The organism is Nocardia sp. NPDC051911 (assembly GCF_040681035.1).
GTDB lineage: Bacteria > Actinomycetota > Actinomycetes > Mycobacteriales > Mycobacteriaceae > Nocardia > Nocardia sichangensis.
Window position 1 is genome coordinate 82663 of sequence record NZ_JBFAXY010000018.1, and the last position, 19121, is coordinate 101783.

A 19121-nucleotide genomic window follows, 5' to 3' on the forward strand; every position below is an offset into this window, starting at 1 on the left:
TCAGACAGCGGCCGGGGCGACGCCCAGCGAAGAGAGCAATGCGCGACGGACGCGCTGGAATTCGGGCAGACTCGGGTCGCGCTCGGCGGGCAGGTCCACCGGCAGGTCGACCGTGATGCGCCCCTCGTCGAGCACGAGCACCCGGTCGGCGAGCGCGATCGCCTCGTCCACGTCGTGGGTGACCAGCAGCACGGTCGGGCGGCGGCGCCGGATCAGTTGCCGCAGCAGCTCGTGCATCTTGATCCTGGTCAGCGCGTCCAGCGCGCCGAAGGGTTCATCGGCCAGCAGCAGGTCCGGCTCGCCCACCAGGGAGCGGGCCAGCGAAACCCGTTGCTGCTCGCCGCCGGAGAGCTGGTTGGGCCACGCCCGTTCGCGTCCGGCGAGACCGACCTCGGTGAGTACCCGCACCGCCGCGGCCTTGCGCGAGCGCGGCTGGCCGTAGAGCACGTTGGCCAGCACCCGTTGCCATGGCAGCAGGCGGGAGTCCTGGAACACCACCGACGTCTTGGCGGGCACCCGCAGCGTGCCCGACCCGGCGACGTCGTAGTCGAGTCCGGCCAGCGCGCGCAGCAGCGTGCTCTTGCCCGACCCGCTGCGGCCGAGCAGGGCGACGAACTGCCCGGCCGGGATCGTCAGCGTGATGCCGTCCAGCACCTTGCGTTCCCCGAAACCGCGGGTCAGTCCGCGGACCTGTACGCCTACCCCGCGATCGTCCGTCGCCACGACAGCACCTTCCGCTCGACCAGCCGGATGACACCGTCGGACAACAGTCCGAACGTGCCGTAGACCGCGAGGCCCACCAGGATCACGTCGGCCTGGCCGTAGTTCTGGGCGTTCTGCATCATCTTCCCCAACCCGTCGATGGCGTTGACGGATTCGACGACGATCAGCGCCAGCCACGCGCCGGTCACCGAGAGTCGCAGGCCGAGGAAGAAGCCGGGCAGCGAACCGGGTACCACGACCTTCCTGATGAACGTGGCCCGCGAAACCCGCTGCACCTCCGACAGTTCCACCAGCCGCTGATCGATGGTGGTGAGCGAGGCGTGCGTCTGGATATACATGGTGATCACCACGCCGAGGGTGATCAGCACGATCTTGAACGATTCGCCGATGCCGAGCCAGAGGATCATCAGCGGAATCAGGCCGAGGCTTGGGATCGCCCGCTTCACTTGGATCGGGCCGTCCACCAGCGACTCACCGAATCGGGACAGGCCCGCGATCAGGGCGAGCGTCGTGCCGACCAGCACGCCGATGCCGAGGCCGATGCCCGCGCGCTGCAGCGAGGCGGATACGTTCGCCGCCAGGGAACCGTTGACGAGCAGGTCCCAGCCCGTTTCCAGCACGGTCCACGGCGCCGACAGCTTGCGTTCGTCGAGCCAGCCGAAGTGCGCGCCTGCCGCCCAGAGGCCGAGAACTACCAGCACGCCGAGCATCCGGGCGAACGGAACGGACTTGCGTAGCCCGAGCCTGCGCAATTGCCTGCGTTCGACGAATCCGTCGGTCCGTGACGGCGGCGCCGCTACGGTGCGAGTCAGTGCGATGGTCATGGCGACTCCTGTGTTGTGCGGGCGCTCGAGCGGTTCACCGGGTGTCCTGGGTGCGGTAGTTCGCGGTCACCGCCTCGGCGGCGACTCGTTCGAAGCGGCGGTCGAAAAGTTCGTTCGCGTCGAACCGCTTGCCGAAATAGCCCGAACCGGTGAGCAAGTCGACGGTGTCCTGCTCCCATGCGATCGCTTTGTCCCAATTGTCCGGGAAATAGGGACGCGGTGTCGTATCCAGAATTCGCCGGCCGTCCGCCGCGGAGACTTCCTGGTCTTTCACGTAGTAAGAGGAGATCCATTGTTCCTGGTGCTCCCAGGCCCAGACATCGCCGCGCGCCCAGAACTCGACGAATTGCCGGACGGCCGCGAGTTTGGCCGAGTCGCGCAGGACCGCGGTCGGCGCCCACAGCACGGTCAGCGCGTCCACCGCGGGCGTGGCCACCGCCGTGGCGCCTTGCCCGCGGTATTTGTCCAGGTATTTGGTCAGCGTCGGCTCCCCCAGCGGGGCGACGTCGATCTGCTTGCCCTGCAACGCGGTAAGGAACTGCGGGCTGTTGAGTTCCACCAGCTGCACTTCGTTCAGGCCGATGCCCGCGGCGCGCAGGGTGCGCAGCACCACCACGCCCTGGGCCTGACCAGGCGAGAAGCCGATCTTCTTGCCGCGCAATTCCTGGATCGAGTTGACGGTCACGCCGGGTGCGGTGGCCAGCTGATAGTTCGGGATGTCACGGACTTTGACGCCGACGATCTTGGCGTCGAGACCGGTCGCGTGGGCGTGGATGGGCGGGATGCCCGCGTTCGTCGCGATATCCACCGAACCGCCACGGAAGGCTTGGATGACGTCGGGGCCCGCGGAGACGGCGGGCCAGGCGGACACGGTGAACGGCAGCTTGCCGATCTCACCGGAGGTTTCCAGCGCGACGCGGGTGGTGTTGACCGCCACCGACAACGAGGTGCCTGCCGGAACGGTGGTCGGCAGCGCGGATTTCAGATCGGTGTCGCCGCCCTCATCGGTGGCGCACGAGACGGCGAGCAGAGCGGTGGCGGAGGTGACGAGTGCTAATCGCCGGAGAGAATTGCGCACGGTGATTTCCTGGGTCGAATCCGGTGTTCTCGGGAATATCTCGCTCCCGGACAACACCGCAGTTGCGATCCGGTCCCGGCAATGGCTCGGTGCATTTCTTTCATGAAAGAACTTTCCCGAATAACCGTGCCGCACGTCAATATTCGTTCTACTTAAAATAAGTCGGAGTCAAACAGCAGCCTCCAGCGCGCGCAGCGGAGTGTGGAACAGGCTGTGCAGCACCACCGCCCCCGCGGACATCTCCAGGACTCGCCCCTCGAACGACGAACCGACCACCAGTTCGGCCGGGTCGGTACACAACAGCGAATGTTCGCGTACTGCCGCGAGATACGCCTCCCACACGCCGCCGACGCGACGGCCGCGGTCGACCACTACCACCGATTCAGGATCGAGCAGATCGATCAGCGCCGCGACGACCCGGCCGAGCACGCGGGCGCGCTCCAGGAACAGCCCGCGCACGGGCGCGCCTTCGGCCGCCACCGCCACCAATTCGGGCATGGTCGACGCCACGCCGCAGCGCTCGAGCAGTGCATGATCGGAGTAGTAGTCGTCGAGCGAGGAACCCCCCTGCGGGCCCGCGCTCTTTCCCGCGCCCAGGCCGAGCAGCGACTCGATCGATCCGGCTCCAGACCGCGGCCCGTAGTGCACCTGCCCGTGCACCGCGATGGCCACATCGATCACGTTGCCGACGAACAGCACCACCGAGCTCGCCGTCGCGCCCATGCGGCCGAACAGCTGCTCGGCGTGCATCAGCGCTCTGGTGTGACTGTCGAGCTGGGTCGGCAATCCGGTGCGCGCGGCGAGATACTCCCGCACCGGGACGTCACGCCAGCGCAGGAAGGAATGGTCCACCACCGACCCCGCCGTTCGGTCGACCCGGCCGCCGGTAGCCACGCCCAGACCCACGATCCGCAGTCCGTCGGACTCGTCGCGGACCCGGCACACCTCGGCGGCGGCGGTGGCCAGGATGTCGTACGGGGCGTGCGTGCGGTGCGGCACCTTCGTGGTTTGCCGGAGCGTGCCGCCGATGTCCACCACCGCGACGGTGGTGTGGGTGGCCGCGATGTGCACCGCTATGGCCACGTTGTCGGCGGTGTCGAGCGCCAGCGGGCTATGCGGTCGGCCGATCCCGGACGCGCCGGCGGTCTCGGGCAGCTCGACGATCAACCCCGCCTCCAGCAGCGCGCGAGTCTGCCACGTCACCGTGGCGGGTGAGATTCCCGCGTGTCTGGCGATCGAACTGCGCGGAGCCGGACCCAGCTCGAGCAACGCTCGAAGTACCGCTCCCGCGCTGCCGTCCGCCATCGCCGTCACCTCTTCATCGCCGCGCTGCCCAGCCACGCTACGGACGCGGCCCGCGGCTGCGAAGCATTTGGCGCAGGCCGATCCGAACGCACCGGCGGCACAGGCCCTAAACTGAGCGGATGCCGAGTTACAGCTATCGGTGCCGCAGCTGCGGTGACACGTTCGAGGTGACCCGTCCGATGGCGGAGTCGGCCGCGCCGGCGACCTGCCCGATCGGCCACGACGACACGGTCAAGTTGCTGACCACCTTCGCCACCGTCTCCCGAGGCGGCGCGAGCGCGCCCGCACCAACCCCGGCGGCGCCCCCTGCGGGCGGCGGCTGCTGCGGTGGCGGCTGCTGCGGCTGAGTTCCCGGCGCGGTCTCACTCGCGCCGGTCGGCATGACCGAGGTCGCGCTCGGGTGCGACCCGGTCGCGCACCCGCTGCTTCAGCACCGTGATGTCGGGAAATCCGCCGTCGGCCTTGCGCTCCCAGATCTGTTCGCCGTCCACGGTGATCCGGAAGACCCCGCCCGAACCAGGCAGCAGCGCGACTTCGTCCAAGTCGGTGGCGAAGGTGCTGAGCAATTCCTGCGCCATCCAGCTCGCCCGCAGCAGCCAGCGGCATTGGGTGCAGTACTCGATCGCGACGCGTGCCATGCCCGCTGACGCTACCGCTCAGTCGTCGTGCGTGCCGTCCAGGTAGACCCAGGCGCCGTCGGATCGGGCGAACCGGCTGGTCTCGTGCAGTGCGCCGCGACCGCCCGCGTCGCGGTAGTGCGCGACGAACTCCACCGTGCCGGTGTCGTCGAACAGTCCACCTCGATCGGTCCGGGTGATTTCCAGGAACAACCAGCGCTGGGCGGGATCGAGGGTCAAGGCGGCCGGGCGAGTGCGCGGATGCCACGAACGCAGCAGATAGTCGACATCGCCCACCGCGAACGCGGTGTAGCGCGACCGCATCAGGGCTTCGGCGGTGGGAGCGGGACGCTCGCCGCTCAACACCGGACCGCAGCAGTCCTCGAATGCCTCGCCACGCCCACACGGGCAGCGCCGTGCCTTGTTCATTCCGCGCCCTTCCGACCTGTGTCAGGAATCCCGGCGCGCCCGCACCGCCGCCAGGTCCTCGGCCAAGGCTACGGTCTGCTCCCGCCAGCGCCGCAGATCGGTGACGCTCGGCGCGAGTTCGTAGTCGTGATGGTGCGCGGCGCGCGACAGCGCCGCCCAGAGCACGGCCACGCGCGCCGCCACGTCCGGTCCCGCGAAGGTGCGCAGCGCGATGAGCTGTGCCCGCATCGGACAGCGGACCAGCGGGGGCGCCAGCCGCAGCCACAGTTCGTCGACGGCCTGCTCCAGAGCGATCCGCAGAATCCAGGCCGTCGCGCGGGACCACAGCCCGCCCGCGGCGGTCACCGATCCGGCGAGCAACAGATCCACGGTTTCCAGCCGCTCGGCGACCGACGGCCGATTCGCGCGCGAGCGTTGCGCGCCGTTGTTCGGCCCACGCTGCCCGTGCCTGGCCGCGCGTCCGCCGCCCGCGGGTCCACGACGTGCGCCGACCGGCCGACGCCGCCCGCTCATCGGCGCCTCACCGGGCCAGCCACGCGACGAACTTCTCGGTCTCACCGATCAGCTCACGCATATCGCGCCCGATCGGCACGTGCGCGCCCGCCGTGGCGTCGCGCAATGCGTCCACCACCCACCGTCCTTCGCGCGCGATGAGGTTCTTGTTCAAGTCGTCGACCTTGCTGCCGACCCCGAAGACCGCGAGCGCCACTTTCGACCGGGTCGAATGCGCGGCATCGATGTGGCGTTCCACTTCCGCGTGATCCATGCCCGCGGCGAGCAGGGTGCGCCGCGCCCTGGCCAGACTGGCCGCCTCCACCGCGGAACGGCAGCACGTGGCCACCAGTTCGTCGGCGATCGCCGCGGGCAACTGCGGGGTGCGCACCAATGCGCGGGCGTCGTCCAGATAGCGGCGAATCGGGTCGCTGGACACCCGCACCTCGACCACCGAGCGGTCGCGGCGCTGCACTTCCAGCACGGTCGCGTCGAGCTGCATCCGCCGCACCGCCTCGGCGAGGCGCTCGTCATGGGTGAAGACCACCACCTGCCTGGTCCAGGCGACCGTGGCCAGCACTTGCGCCAGGCCGTCCACCTTGGCCGGGTCCATCGCCTGCACCGGGTCGTCGATCATGACGAAACGGAACGGGCTCTGCTCCACCGTGGCGCGCGGCAGGAACAGCGAGAGACCGAGCGCGTGCAGCTCACCCTGGCTCATCACGCCAAGCGCGGCGCCGTCCACCTCGTCGACGGTCACGTCGAGCAGCACGCGGCGCGCGGTGCCCGCGTTGCCCTGCAAACGGATCGCGCCCAGCTCGACGTTGCTCTGCTGCCGCAGCGTGCGCCACACCCACCGCGCCGTCGTTTCCAGCGGCGTCATGCGCTCGCCGCGCAGACCCGCGGTGGCCGACTTCAGCCAGTCCTCGGCCTTCTTCACGGTGCGCAGCTCCGCGGCGTGCGCGGCCACCTCGCGCGCGCCCTCCAGCCAGGCCACGATCCGTGGCACCAGCGGCGTCCACACCTCGTCCAAGCGGTCGAGTTCCTTGCGGGTGCCCTTCTGCAACAGGTCGAGTTCGTCGACCAGTCGCGCGTGGGCGGCGCGCAGCCGGGCGGGCAGGTCCGGGGCGTATTCGGTGTTGGTCAGCGCGGCCCATTCGGCCCAGGCCTCGCGCACCGCCGTGGTGTCGACCGACGGCGGGTTGCGCGGATCGAAATCCAATTCGGCGGGAACGAGGTCGGGAAGCGCCCGAGCGGCCCGCACCGCGTTGCCGAGCTCGATCCGCGCGGTCGTGAGCGCGTCGACTCGGGCGGTCAGCCGCTCGATGGCAGCATCGGTCTCGCGCGCCCACGCGTCGTCGAGTGCGCCGCGGCCGCACACAGGGCACGGACACGGCCCGCTCGCGGCATGGTGTTCCCGCGCCTTGCGCAGCAGTTCCAGCAGGCGCAGATCGGCTTCGGCGTCGGCGGTGGCTCCCGCGGCCAGCGCCGCGCCCCATTCCTCGAGCCGGGTGGCCACCGCCTCGACTTCGGCGTCTTCGGGCAGCGCCAGCCGCACGATGGCGCGCAGGCCGTCCGGTCCGGTCGGATCGTCCACCGCGCCGAGCACTTCCCGGCCCACCGCGGCGAGATCCGGTTGGGCGGGCCGCAGCAGCCCGGCGACGCGGACCGCGCGATCGTCGGCCACCGACGCGAGCAGCTCCAGCAGTTCCAGGCGTTCCTGACGCGAATCCCGCACGGCGCGTTCCAGCTCCAGGCGGCGCATCCGGATCCGTTCCTGCGCCAGGGTGAGTTCGTCGAGACCGAGCAGCTGGTGCAGCGCGTCGAACAGGTCGCTCGGTTTCCCGTCCACCAGCGCGCCGAGTTCGCTGTAGGACAGGAAGGGCCGGTAGAGCTCGAGCTGGGCCGCCCACCGGTCGGTGTCGAATCCCGTCGGCGGCGCGGGCGGATACCGCTGGGTCCAGTGCGCGTCCTGCAGGTCCGCGTCGGCCGCCCATTCCTTGGCGATGGTGAGGCGCGGCGCGGCACCGGCGGTGAGCAACTCCAGCTCGATGCGGGCGGCCGTGCCGTCGTGCAGGTTGCGCCAGCCCTCCCGCCACGCCGCCGAGCGGCCGTCCCACCGGCGGTTCCCTCCGGTCATCGCCAATTCCGCGGCCTCGGCGAAACTGGATTTGCCGCTGCCGTTGCGGCCGACCACGAGCGTGAGGCCGGGCCCGGGCGGCAGTTGCAGCGTCGTCTCGGGGCCGATACCCCGGAAACCGCACACCCGGATGGCGCTGAGGAAGATCCCGGAGTGATCGAATGCCGTTGACGCGTCCTCTGTTTCGGCGGCGCCGATGGCGCGCAACACGGTCCGCGCTATCGACGGCGTGACCGCGGGATCCTCGGCCAGGCGTCTCGTCACCACCTCCGACAGCCGGGGCGGCGCGTCCGTGGAACCGGCGGCGTCGACAGCGTCGGGATCCAGGCGCATGCGAAAAACCCCTCCACCATCGAGCCGCAACACGTCCTCCGACCCCGTGCACGGCGCCTTGTCGAAGCTGTGCGGAACGCTACCCGATCACGCCGGAATCGCCCACCGCGCCCGAGCGAATCTGCCCGCGGGGATGGATATATGGTCATCGAAACGCCTGCGCCATGTCTCGATGTCCACCCCTCGCGCCAACCCCGGCGGGCAGCCTCGATGGTGTCTACACCCGGTCCGGGTGGCTCGGTCGAGCCGAACAGGACAGAATGCCAGAGCGCACCGATCGGCGCAAGATTCGTTCGAAAGACGAATGCGGCACCGGGACAAGCGGTTCCGAGGGCAGCGCGGCGCCGGCGGCGGTACTTGTCGGTGCGCTGGGGTAGAAATCCGGTCAACCGAGCAATGAAGGAAGGCGATGAGGCAGCAGCGAGCCGGAGCGAGCCGATGACGACGCAGTGGACCGAAGCCCAGGTCACGGCGTTGGCGCCGGATGCGAATTCGCTCTCGGCGGCCCGCAAGCTGGTGGGTCGCTGGCGCGAGTGCGGGCAGCACGGCCCGGCGCTGTGGGGCCGGTGCCAGGGCAGCGGCGCCACGCCCTATCAGACGATCGTCGACCTGTCCGGTCCGGCGTACCGGTGCTCGTGCCCGAGCCGCAAGTTTCCTTGTAAACACGCGCTGTCGTTGTTGCTGCGCTGGTCCGCGGGCGAGGTCGCCGTCGCACCGGAGACCGCGGACTACGCGGCGGCGTGGATCGGCGGCCGTACGGCGCGGGCCGCCGCGACCGCGGAGCGGCCCCGCACCCCGAATCCGGCCACCGCCGAACAGCGCCGGGTGCGGGTGACGGCGGGGCTGGAGGAACTCGACGTCTGGCTCGGTGATCAGGTACGCACCGGGCTCGCGCAGGCCGATCGCTCGTATCGCGCCTTCGAGGCCGTGGCCGCCAGGATGGTCGACGCGCAGGCCCCCGGCCTCGCCTCCGCTCTGCGCAGGCTCCCGGCCGCCGTGGCCACCAGAACCGACTGGCCCGACGTGGTGCTGCGCGAGTACGCGCGGATGCACCTGTTGATCGCCGCGCACCGGCAGCTCGACGCGGTATCGCCCGCGCTGCGCGCCAGCATCCGCACCCATGTCGGCTACCCCAATCCGGCCGAGGCGGTGCGCGCCGAGGCTCCGGTGCGTGATCGGTGGATGGTGTTCGGCTCGCGGATCACCGAGGACGAGCGCCTCTACACCCGGCGCACCTGGCTGTACGGGCGGGAGAGCAGGCGCTGGGCGCTGGTGGTCGACCATTCCTTCGGCTCCCCCGGCTTCCCCGCCGACGTTCCCGCGCTGGGTCAACTGGCCGACGCGGAGTTGCATTTCTACCCGGGCGCCGCGCCGCTGCGCGCGCTGTGGGGCGAGCGGCACGGCACGGTCGAACCGTTCACCACGTTGCCCGCCGACGCGAACCACCCCGCCACCATCGCCGCCGCGCTCGCCGCGCACGCGTCCGCGCTCGGCGCCGATCCGTGGCTGCGCTCGTGGCCGATGCTGCTGGCCGATGTGATACCCACCCGCACCGAAGAGGGCTGGTACCTCACCGAATCCGGCGGCAGCGCGCTGCCGATCCGGCCGGGCGAACAACCGTGGACGCTGCTGGCCGTCTCGGGCGGTCATCCAGTGACGGTGGCCGGCGAGTGGAGCGCCGACGGATGGGAGCCGATTTCGGTGTTCACCGCGGGGGAGGTGATCGATCTGGCACCCACGGAGACCTTCGTGCCCGACGCGACTCCGCCCGCGGGGCCGACCGGGAGTGCCGACCTCACCTCCGTCGCGCTGCTCGGCACCGCGCGCCGCGCCCCGGATCTCGCCGCACTCGCGCCCGCGATCGCACGCGCGGCCGACCGGTTGCCCCATGATCCCGCGTTGCGACTGCTCGAAACAGCCGCGCTACAAGACCTTTTCACTCGGGGTGGGGTCGTGCCCGCCACTGCCGCGGCACCGGAACCCGCGGCGGACGATCCCCGTCCGTCGCTGCCGCGCCCTGCTGCCGTGCGCCTGGCACGCATGCTGCGGGAACGCTCGGCGTTCCTGCCCGAATGGTTCGACGCGGCGCGGCCGCACGATTACCGGGCGCCGGGCGCGCTGTGCGAGCAACTGCTCGAGCACGCGAAGATCAATGCCGGTTTGCGCGAGCCGCTGCTACGCCTCGCGGGCACACGCGGCAGCTGGCTGGCGGCCCGGCATCCGGATCGGCGCGACTTGGTGCGGCTGCCCGTCGAACGGTCCACCGACACTTGGCTGTTCGGTCGACCACCCGAGCGGCGCGACTGGCTCGCCGACCTCCGGCGCGGCGACGCGGGCGCGGCCAGGGCGGAGCTCACCGCGGCATGGCCGAAGGAATCCGGGCCGCTGAAGGCCGAACTGCTGGCCGTGCTCGCCGACGGGCTCGGCCCGGACGACGAGCCCCTGCTGGAAACGGCGCTGGACGACCGGCGCGCCGACGTGCGCCGCACCGCCGCCGGACTGCTCGCACTACTGCCGGAATCGGCGTTCTCGCAGCGGATGCGCGCCCGAGCAAGCGCGTGGATCCGCGCCGAGCACCGAATGCTGCACACGAACGTGGTTCTCACGCTGCCCGACCGGCCCGACGCCGCCGCGCAGCGCGACGGGATCACCGACCGCACCATCGAATTCGCCTACCGCTGGAACGGCGCGCCCGACGTGTCCGCGGCCCGGCTCCGGCAGGTGGTCGCCGCGACGCCGCTGGCGCACTGGACCGGTGTGCTCGGCACACCGCAACAGGCGGTGCGCGCCACGATCGAAGACCGGTTCCGGCAGCCCATCTTCGACGGCTGGGTGGACGCCGCACTGGCTCAACACGATTCGACGTGGGCGCGGGCATTGTTCGAGGCGGGCGTGCCCACCGATCTGGCGATGCTGCGCAGACGGGAGCTGTTCGCGCTGCTACCGCTGCCGGATCGGACCGCGCACCTGGTGCGGCTGGACGGCTCCTGGCTGTCGGAGATCGAGGCGCTGCTGCCCGCGATGGGCCATCCGTGGCCGGAAGCGCTGGCCCAGCACGTGGTGCTGCTGCTGTTCGAGCGGGCGCGGGCGGCGGCGCGGCGCCCCGAGACGCACGGCGCGTCACCGAACGCGCACCGCTCGCTGCTCGCCGCGGCCTCGGTCCACCTCCCCGTCGCCGCCGCCGCCACACTGTCCGCCGTGGCCCGCAAATGCGACGATCCCGCCTGGCAACGGGCCTTCGACCAGCTCGCCCATGACCTCAACAACCGCTCGATGATGCTCGAGGAGTTGCGATGACCACCACCGACCCGACGCCGGATCTGCTGCGCCCCCATGCCGAACAGGCGTACGCCGACGAGCTGCGCGCCCTCGCCGCCGCCGACGACCGGCCACGCCCGCCGTCGTGGCGGCTGTCGCCATGGGCGGTGGTCACCTACCTGCTCGGCGGCACCCTGCCCGACGGCACCGTGATCACCCCGAAGTACGTCGGCCCGCGCAGGCTCATGGAGGTCGCGGTCGCGACGCTGGCCACCGACCGCGCCCTGCTGCTGCTCGGGGTGCCGGGCACCGCCAAGACCTGGGTGTCCGAGCATCTCTCCGCCGCCATCAGCGGTGCGTCGACGCTGTTGGTGCAGGGCACCTCGGGCACCGCCGAGGAGGCGATCCGCTACGGCTGGAACTACGCGCGGTTGCTCGCCGAGGGACCGAGCGATGCGGCGCTGGTGCCGTCGCCGGTGCTCACGGCCATGCGGACGGGCTCCATCGCCCGCATAGAAGAGCTCACCCGCATCCCGTCGGACGTGCAGGACGCGCTGATCACCGTCTTGTCCGAGAAGACGCTGCCGGTGCCCGAACTGCGCACGGAAGTGCAGGCCGCGAAGGGCTTCAACGTGATCGCCACCGCCAACGATCGCGACCGCGGGGTGAACGAGTTGTCCTCCGCGTTGCGCCGCCGGTTCAACACAGTCGTGCTGCCGCTGCCCGCGAGCGAGGACGAGGAGGTCGCCATCGTCAGCAGGCGGGTCGAGCAGCTCGGCTCCGCGCTGGAACTGCCGACCGTGCCCGCGGCGGCCGAAGAGGTGCGGCGGGTGGTGCGGGTCTTCCGCGAGCTGCGCTCCGGCAGTACGGCCGACGGCCGGACCAAGCTCAAGTCGCCGTCCGGAACACTGTCCACGGCCGAGGCGATCTCGGTGATCACCAACGGAATCGCGCTCTCGGCGCACTTCGGCGACGGCGTGCTGCGCGCCTCCGACATCGCGGGCGCGGTGCTCGGCTCGGTGATCAAGGACCCGGTGGCCGACGCGGTGGTGTGGACGGAGTACTTGGAGGCCGTGGTCCGCGAGCGACCGGATTGGGCGGATTTCTACCGCGCCTGCCGCGAGGTCACCGGGTGACCTCCGGTGTCGAAACCGCCCCTGTGACCAGGGTATTCGGCATCCGCCACCATGGTCCCGGCTCGGCGCGCTCGCTGCGGATGGCCCTGGCGGATTTCCGGCCCGACATGATCCTCATCGAGGGGCCCGCGGACGCCGATCCGCTGGTGGGCTTCGCCGCCGCCGAAGGGATGGCCCCTCCGGTCGCGCTGCTGGCGTACGTGCCCGACGCCCCCGCCACGGCCGCGTTCTGGCCGTACGCGGTGTTCTCCCCCGAGTGGCAGGCGCTGCGGTACGGCGCGGACAACGCGGTGCCCGTACGGTTCTGCGATCTGCCCGCGAGCGTCACGCTCGCGACCGAGGACGAGCCCGGCGACCGGTTCGATCCGCTCGCCGCGCTCGCCGAAGCGGGCGGCTACGACGACGCCGAACGCTGGTGGGACGCCGTCGTCGAAACCGTGCCGGACGCGGACGCGTTCGACGCGATCACCGAGGCGATGGGCGCGCTGCGGGAAGGCGCCGAGCGCGACGCCACGCATGGCGACCCGACGTCGGCCGCGCAAGACAGCCCGGCGCGCCAGGGGCCTGCGGGCACCGAACCGGCTGATGACCGACCGACCGCCGAATCGGGACGCGATCGAATGGACTCCACGTCGGAGTTGGATTCGGTCGCGGAGGCAGTAGCCGAATCGGCCCTCGTGCCGGAACCACCGCCCGAACCACTCGTGGTCGACGCCCCCACCCTCCGGCGCGAGGCTTATATGCGCCAGACGATGCGCAAGGCCCTCAAAGACGGTGCGATGCGGCTGGCGGTGGTGTGCGGGGCGTGGCACGCGCCCGCGCTGACCGGCGCGCTCGGTCCCGCCGCGCCGGACGCACGGATGCTCAAGGGCCTTCCGAAGATCAAAACCAGGCTCACCTGGGTGCCGTGGACGCATTCGCGGCTGTCCACGACCTCCGGCTACGGCGCGGGCGTCACCTCACCGGGCTGGTACCACCACCTGTTCACCGCCACCGAGCGGCCGATCGCCCGCTGGCTGACCAAGGTCGCCGGTGTGCTGCGCGCCCACGATCTGCCCGTCTCCAGCGCCCACGTCATCGAGGCCGTCCGGCTCGCCGACACCCTCGCCGCGCTGCGCGGTCGCCCGCTCCCCGGTCTGTCGGAGGTGACCGAGGCCACCCGGTCGGTGCTGTGCGGCGGCGACGAGACGATGCTGCGGTTGGTGATCGGCGAACTCGTCGTCGGCGAGGCGCTCGGGGCCGTTCCGGAGCAGACGCCGACCGTGCCGCTGGACGCGGACCTGCGCGCCACCATCCGGTCGCTGCGGATGAAGCAGGAGCCCTCGATCCGTACCGTCGACCTGGATCTGCGTAAGGATCGCGAGGTGCGGCGGTCGCGCCTGCTACATCGGCTGCGGGTGCTCGACATCGAGTGGGGCACGCTCACCACCAGCGACGTGCGCAGCACGGGCACCTTCCGGGAAACCTGGACGCTGCGATGGCAGCCCGAGTACGCGATCTCCATCATCGAGGCCTCTCGCTGGGGCACCACCATCCGCGCCGCGGCGGAGGCGAAGATTCTCGACACCGCGAGCCGCGCCGACCGCTCGGTCGGCGAATTGACCGCCGCGCTGGAAGTCGCGCTGCTGGCCGACCTGGGCGGCGCCACCGACGGATTGATCGCCCGGCTGGAATCCACCGCGGCGCTCGACCACGACGTCACCCACCTGCTGGCCGCGCTGCCCGGCCTGATCCGCACACTGCGTTACGGCGACGTGCGCGGCACCGACACCAAAGCGCTGGCCCACGTGGCCGATGGGTTGCTGGTGCGTATCTGCGCCGGCCTGCCCGCGGCGGTCACCGGATTGGACACCGACGCCGCCACCGAGCTGCGCGGTCTGCTGGACGCGGCGCACACCGCCATCCACACCAGGGACGACGGCTGGGCCACCGGTGAGTGGCTCGCCGCATTGCGCCGGGTCGCCGACCGCGACGACGTACACGGCGCGCTGGTCGGTCGTGCGGTCCGTTTGCTCGCCGACGCGGGTCGCATCGATGACGCCGAATCCGCGCGCAGACTGTCCGCCGCCCTCTCGGTGGGCGCCACCGCCTCGGCCAAGGCGGCGTGGATAGACGGATTCCTCGGCGGTCGCGGCCTGCTGCTGGTGCACGATCGGGAGTTGTTGCGGCTCATCGACGACTGGCTGCGCGGACTCGGCGACGACACGTTCGTCGAGACGCTGCCGCTGCTGCGCCGTACCTTCGGCGCGTTCGAATCGGGTGAACGCCGCGCGATCGGGCAGGCGGTCCGCGACGGCGGTTCGGTGTCCGCGGCGGCGGCCGTCGCGGGCATCGACTCGGAGCGAGCCACCACCGCGGTGCACACGGCGGCGGAGATTCTGGGGGTCACGGTATGAGTGGTCGGAAAGAGCAGCGGTGCATGACGAGACGAGATCCCGCTCATGCCGGAATCGAACGCTGCGTGAGCGGTCAGGTGCGAAGGCCGCATGGCAGCGTAACCGCACAGGGCCTCGCTGATGTCGAAGTCGGATACGGCATGAGCCGCCAGGAGCTGAGGCGGAAGCGCAACGTAGCCGCACAGGGCCCCGCCCATGCCGAAAAGCGACGCTGCGGAAGCGGTCGGGCCCGAAAGCGGCAGCGCACCATGACCACGCAGGGCCCTGCTGATGCCGGAACGGGACACAGCATGATCGATCAGGCAGCGGGGCGACGCCACACCGACGCCAGCGCTCGCGCTCGGAAGGACACGCCGTGACCGGCGAAGCACAATCTCGGCGTTGGCGATTGGTGCTCGGCGCGGCCGCGGAGGAGGGACTGGGCGGGCTGGGCTCCGGCGCCGACGCGGCGATGGACCGGGCGCTGTCGGCGCTGTACAACACCGATGAGGAAACCTCGCCCGGCAAGCGCACCGGTGGTTTGCAGGGCTCGGCGCCGCGCGTGGCCCGCTGGCTCGGCGATATCCGCAGCTACTTCCCCGCCTCCGTCGTCGAGGTCATGCAACGCGACGCCGTGGAGCGGCTCGATCTCACCCAATTGCTGCTGGAGCCGGAACTGCTCGAGGCGGTGGAACCGGACGTGCACCTGGTCGGCACCCTGCTGAGCTTGAACCGGGTGATGCCCGAGACCACCAAGGCCACCGCGCGCATGGTGGTGGAGAAGGTGGTGCGGGAGATCGAGCAGCGCATCGCGGCGCAGACCGTCGCCGCGGTGTCCGGTGCGCTGAACCGCGCCGCCCGGGTCACGCGGCCGAAATTGCGGGATATCGACTGGGACCGCACCATTCGCAAGAACCTCGCCACCTATCTGCCCGAGCATCGCACCGTGGTCCCCGAACGCCTGGTCGGCTACGGCCGCAAGGCTCAGGCGGTCCGGCGGGACGTGGTGCTGGCCATCGACCAGTCCGGTTCGATGGCCGCCAGCGTCGTGTACGCGTCGGTGTTCGGTGCGGTGCTCGCCTCGATGCGGTCGCTGCGCACCTCGCTGGTGGTCTTCGACACCGAGATCGTCGACCTGACCGACAAACTCGACGACCCGGTAGAGGTGCTGTTCGGCACGCAACTCGGCGGCGGCACCGACATCAACCGGGCCCTCGCCTACTGCCAGTCCCTGGTCACCCGCCCGGCCGATACGTTGTTCGTCCTGATCTCCGACCTCTATGAGGGCGGCATCCGCGACGAGATGCTGCGCCGCGTCCGCTCGCTACAGGATTCCGGCGTACAAGTCGTCGTGCTGCTCGCCCTCTCCGACGACGGCGCCCCCGCCTTCGACCACGACAACGCCGCAGCCCTCGCCGCACTGGGCATCCCGGCCTTCGCCTGCACCCCCGACAAATTCCCGGAACTCTTGGCACTGGCTCTCGACCGCGGCGACGTCCAGTCCTGGGCCCACGCCAACGCCGCCCAGCACTGACGCGAGTCCCTCCGGGTCTGCCACGCGGGACCAGCAAATCGCCACCGCGTAGGTCGACGGTGCGCCGTCGCAGCTCGAGCCGGTCGTTATGTCGCCAACCCACGTCGCCCGGGCTGGAAGCGCGAGGCCTGGGAAGGTGCAGCGGCGCAGGCTGATTCCGCGCCCCGTCTCAGCGGCTCGGTCAAGTGGTTTCGGTGAGTAGACGGCGCAGCGCCGTGGGGGTGTGGCCGAGGTGTTCGCGGACGGTGCGGGTCAGGTGTGCCTGGTCGGCGAAACCGAGGTGCGCGGCGAGGTCGGCGAGGCCGGTTTCTCCGTCGGTGAGCCGGTCGATGGTCCGGCCGACCCGTACTCGGTTGCGGTAGCGGGTCAGCGACAGCCCCATGTGCTGCGAGAACACCCGGCTCAGCCGGTACGGCGAGACCTTCAGTAAGGCGGCCAGAGATTGCAGGCCCACCGATTCCGGTGCGCCGTCGATGATCGCCTCGCGGGCCGCGGTAACCAGCGCCCGGTCGGTGGGCCGCGACCGAGGGATCGGCCATCCGGCGGCGAGTGCGACGAGCCGGACAAGCTCCTCGGTCAACGCGTAGTCGATGTCGCCGCCTCGGACGGCAGCGAGAACACGGTGGTGCGCGAGATCGATACGGGCATCGATGTACACCGCACGCGGATCGACGGCCCCTTCCCAACGGCCGGGCGCGACGGTCACCACGGTGCAGACGTCGCCGCCGGCGGGATGGGCGAACCGTTCCTCTTCGCCCGGTACGCCCAGGTAGCCGACTGTCGGATCCAGGTCGGCCCGGTCGCCGTCGGACTGTCGCTGGAACCGGCCACGGCGCACGAGCACGAGGCGATGGTCGTCGCGGACCTCCGGGTCCGAGAAGTGGGTGTGGTCGGAGCGGCAGTTCACCGTGGTCACGGTGAACTCGGGCCGGGCGGCAACGGTTGTCGTGGACAGCACCTGCGGACCGTACGCCGAGGGTACGACGAAAAACGCCGCGCAAGAATCTTCAAGACCCGCGGCTGGGCCGGCGGGAATGCTGAGACGGCAACCGAATCACCGCGGCCCGACCAGGAGGACCTCATGGCATCCGTTCACAAAGAATTCGACATCCACGCCACGCCCGAGCAGGTATGGGACGCTGTCAGCGATTTCGGCGCGGTGCACGAGCGCCTCGGCCCGGGTCTCGTCGCCGACGCACGGCTCGACGCGGACACCCGTACCGTCACCTTCGCCGACGGCACCGTCGTCGTGGAACGGCTCGTCGACCTCGACCCGGTGAGCCGGCGTATCGCGTACTCCATCGTCGGAGGCAGTCTGCATTCCTCCCATCACCACGCCTCGATGCAGGCGCTGCCCGGCAAGGAAGGCGGGACCCTGGTCGTGTGGCACACCGATGTCCTGCCCGAGGCTCTCACTGTGCCGATAGCCGAGTTCGTCGAACAGGCGTCGGCTGTCATGCGCCGGACCCTGGAGGCAAGGGGATCCCAGGAGCCGGGTGGCAGCGAACTCGCACCGTAGGGCGCTCATCGGGCAGGCTGCGTGGCCGCGTGCCGCCGCGGCCGGTCGGCCAGGGTGACCCCGCCCGCCGCGGCCGTGGCGACCGCGGCGAGGGCGACCAGACCGGGCCAGCCGAACCAGCCGACGGCGGCGGCGCCGAATGCGGTTCCCAGGCTGCCTCCGACGAAGTACACAGACATATACGCACTGTTGAAGCGGGCAGGCGTGGACGGGTCGATGGCCAGGACCGTGCTCTGGTTGGCCACCTGGGCCGCGAACAGTCCGGCATCGAAGAGCCCGAGGCAGGCCAGGGTCACCACAGTGTTCGAGAGGGCGACGCCCAGGACAACCGTCGCGACAAGGGCGAGCGCGAGCCCCACCAGGATCACGTTTCGCGGGCCGACCCGGTCGGTCCATCCGCCGGCGATCCGGGTCGCGAGGACACCGGCGAGTCCGGCGCAGGCGTACAGGCCGATCCGTTCGGGTGAATATGAGTACGGAGGCTGCGACAGCGCCGCCGCGAGACCTGCCCAGATCGCACAGAACGCGAAGAACCACAGCGCTCCCCGTGCCGCCGCCCGGCGCAGTGCGGCGAAGCGGGCGAAGAGCCCGGGAATTCCGCGCACCGTATCCAGATATCCGGCATACGTGCGACCCCACGCGGTCGGCAGGGTGGACAAGGACACCGCCGCGACCACGACACACGGCACAGCGAATACGAAAAGCATTGCTCGCCAACCGATCACATCGGCGAGCCAGCCGCCGACGATGCGCCCGGCGAGGATTCCGGCAGATATGCCCGCGGTCACGATACCCAAGACCGTGGCCCGCCGACGACGCTGCGCGAAACGCCCCGCCACCGAACTCAGCTGAGCCCCGACCGCCGACCCCGCCCCGACCAGGCCCATGACGAATCCAAGGCCCCAAGGCGATCCCGCTACCGCACCGGCGGCGGAGGCAACCGCCAGCGCCACGAACTGGGCCGCCACCACGGCCCGTGGCGCGAACCGGTCGACCAGCGGCACCAGCAGAACCAACCCCACCAGATAGCCGACCGGCCCGCACGCCAAAGCGGTGCCGGTCGCCGCCGTAGAGGCGTGCAGGGAACCTGCAACCTCCGCGACGGCCGGTTGCAGTAGGTAGACACTCGCCGTCCCGAGCGCGGCCGCCAGCGCCATGAACCACACGACAGGCGCCCGCAACTCAGCATTCCCGGCATCCGGGATCCGTTCGCTTTCCATTGCATCGACGGTAGGAATCCCGGCATCAGGGTTCCGGCGAGAAATAGACAACACCGTCCCGTTCCCGGCCGCGCATGTATTCGCGACAGCAAGTCGGCGAGGAACGCCCCATGACGGCGCTTTCGCGTTCCGCGATCA

The 19121-nt window shown here is 70.7% G+C and carries 16 protein-coding genes; 6 read left to right on the forward strand and 10 right to left on the reverse strand.

Annotation, left to right across the window (positions count from 1 at the left end):
* From AB0L97_RS22385 to AB0L97_RS22400, 4 genes are all read right to left on the reverse strand, one after another.
* Nucleotides 1-723: an ABC transporter ATP-binding protein gene (locus AB0L97_RS22385; protein ID WP_364432536.1), complete on the reverse strand. Its 723-nt coding sequence runs from the start codon at nt 721-723 to the stop codon at nt 1-3.
* Entirely contained in the window at nt 699-1547 is an 849-nt protein-coding gene (locus tag AB0L97_RS22390; protein ID WP_355077189.1) for an ABC transporter permease, read from the reverse strand. Before AB0L97_RS22390 ends, AB0L97_RS22385 begins: the two co-directional genes overlap by 25 nt.
* 34 nt (nt 1548-1581) lie before the next feature.
* The gene (locus tag AB0L97_RS22395; protein WP_364432540.1) at nt 1582-2625 is read right to left on the reverse strand and encodes an ABC transporter substrate-binding protein; all 1044 of its coding nucleotides are present in this window, start codon (nt 2623-2625) and stop codon (nt 1582-1584) included.
* A gap of 168 nt (nt 2626-2793) precedes the next feature.
* The gene (locus tag AB0L97_RS22400) at nt 2794-3930 is read right to left on the reverse strand and encodes an ROK family transcriptional regulator (RefSeq protein WP_364432543.1); all 1137 of its coding nucleotides are present in this window, start codon (nt 3928-3930) and stop codon (nt 2794-2796) included.
* Nucleotides 3931-4049: 119 nt separating this feature from the next.
* On the opposite strand from AB0L97_RS22400, the gene AB0L97_RS22405 reads away from it, so the two are divergent.
* Nucleotides 4050-4277 (forward strand): zinc ribbon domain-containing protein, encoded by a 228-nt coding sequence (locus tag AB0L97_RS22405; protein WP_355077194.1) that lies wholly within the window; start codon nt 4050-4052, stop codon nt 4275-4277.
* 15 nt (nt 4278-4292) lie between these two features.
* Here the strand turns inward: AB0L97_RS22405 and AB0L97_RS22410 are convergent, their stop codons facing one another.
* Genes AB0L97_RS22410 through AB0L97_RS22425 form a run of 4 tightly spaced genes read right to left on the reverse strand, consistent with a single transcriptional unit; the run spans nt 4293 to nt 7941 of the window.
* Nucleotides 4293-4568 (reverse strand): SelT/SelW/SelH family protein, encoded by a 276-nt coding sequence (locus AB0L97_RS22410; RefSeq protein WP_355077196.1) that lies wholly within the window; start codon nt 4566-4568, stop codon nt 4293-4295.
* Between the two features lie 18 nt (nt 4569-4586).
* Nucleotides 4587-4976 carry a YchJ family protein gene (locus AB0L97_RS22415; protein ID WP_356967304.1) on the reverse strand — a complete coding sequence of 130 codons (390 nt, stop codon included), beginning with the start codon at nt 4974-4976 and terminating at the stop codon, nt 4587-4589.
* 21 nt (nt 4977-4997) lie between these two features.
* A complete protein-coding gene (locus AB0L97_RS22420; RefSeq protein WP_364432549.1) occupies nt 4998-5489 on the reverse strand; it encodes a hypothetical protein in 492 nt (163 codons plus the stop codon).
* Nucleotides 5490-5496: 7 nt separating this feature from the next.
* Entirely contained in the window at nt 5497-7941 is a 2445-nt protein-coding gene (locus AB0L97_RS22425) for an AAA family ATPase (protein ID WP_364432552.1), read from the reverse strand.
* 438 nt (nt 7942-8379) lie between these two features.
* Between AB0L97_RS22425 and AB0L97_RS22430 the strand changes: the two genes are divergently transcribed.
* From AB0L97_RS22430 to AB0L97_RS22445, 4 genes are all read left to right on the forward strand, one after another.
* On the forward strand, nt 8380-11238 hold the full coding sequence (locus AB0L97_RS22430) for an SWIM zinc finger family protein (protein ID WP_364432555.1): 2859 nt from the start codon (nt 8380-8382) through the stop codon (nt 11236-11238).
* Nucleotides 11235-12335 (forward strand): AAA family ATPase, encoded by a 1101-nt coding sequence (locus tag AB0L97_RS22435; RefSeq protein WP_355077206.1) that lies wholly within the window; start codon nt 11235-11237, stop codon nt 12333-12335. The genes AB0L97_RS22430 and AB0L97_RS22435 overlap by 4 nt, the downstream gene beginning before the upstream one ends.
* Nucleotides 12332-14731, forward strand: a complete 2400-nt coding sequence (locus tag AB0L97_RS22440) for a DUF5682 family protein (RefSeq protein ID WP_364432560.1) — start codon at nt 12332-12334, stop codon at nt 14729-14731. Before AB0L97_RS22435 ends, AB0L97_RS22440 begins: the two co-directional genes overlap by 4 nt.
* Before the next feature lie 355 nt (nt 14732-15086).
* Nucleotides 15087-16244, forward strand: coding sequence for a VWA domain-containing protein (locus AB0L97_RS22445; RefSeq protein ID WP_364432563.1), 1158 nt, complete (start codon nt 15087-15089; stop codon nt 16242-16244).
* A 181-nt stretch (nt 16245-16425) separates the two neighbouring features.
* Here AB0L97_RS22445 and AB0L97_RS22450 read toward each other — a convergent pair whose 3' ends face one another.
* Nucleotides 16426-17202 (reverse strand): AraC family transcriptional regulator, encoded by a 777-nt coding sequence (locus tag AB0L97_RS22450; protein ID WP_364432566.1) that lies wholly within the window; start codon nt 17200-17202, stop codon nt 16426-16428.
* Nucleotides 17203-17325: 123 nt separating this feature from the next.
* Between AB0L97_RS22450 and AB0L97_RS22455 the strand changes: the two genes are divergently transcribed.
* The gene (locus AB0L97_RS22455) at nt 17326-17763 is read left to right on the forward strand and encodes an SRPBCC family protein (RefSeq protein ID WP_364432569.1); all 438 of its coding nucleotides are present in this window, start codon (nt 17326-17328) and stop codon (nt 17761-17763) included.
* A gap of 5 nt (nt 17764-17768) precedes the next feature.
* On the opposite strand, the gene AB0L97_RS22460 is transcribed toward AB0L97_RS22455, so the two are convergent.
* Nucleotides 17769-18983, reverse strand: coding sequence for an MFS transporter (locus AB0L97_RS22460; protein ID WP_364432572.1), 1215 nt, complete (start codon nt 18981-18983; stop codon nt 17769-17771).
* Between the last annotated feature and the right edge of the window lie 138 nt (nt 18984-19121).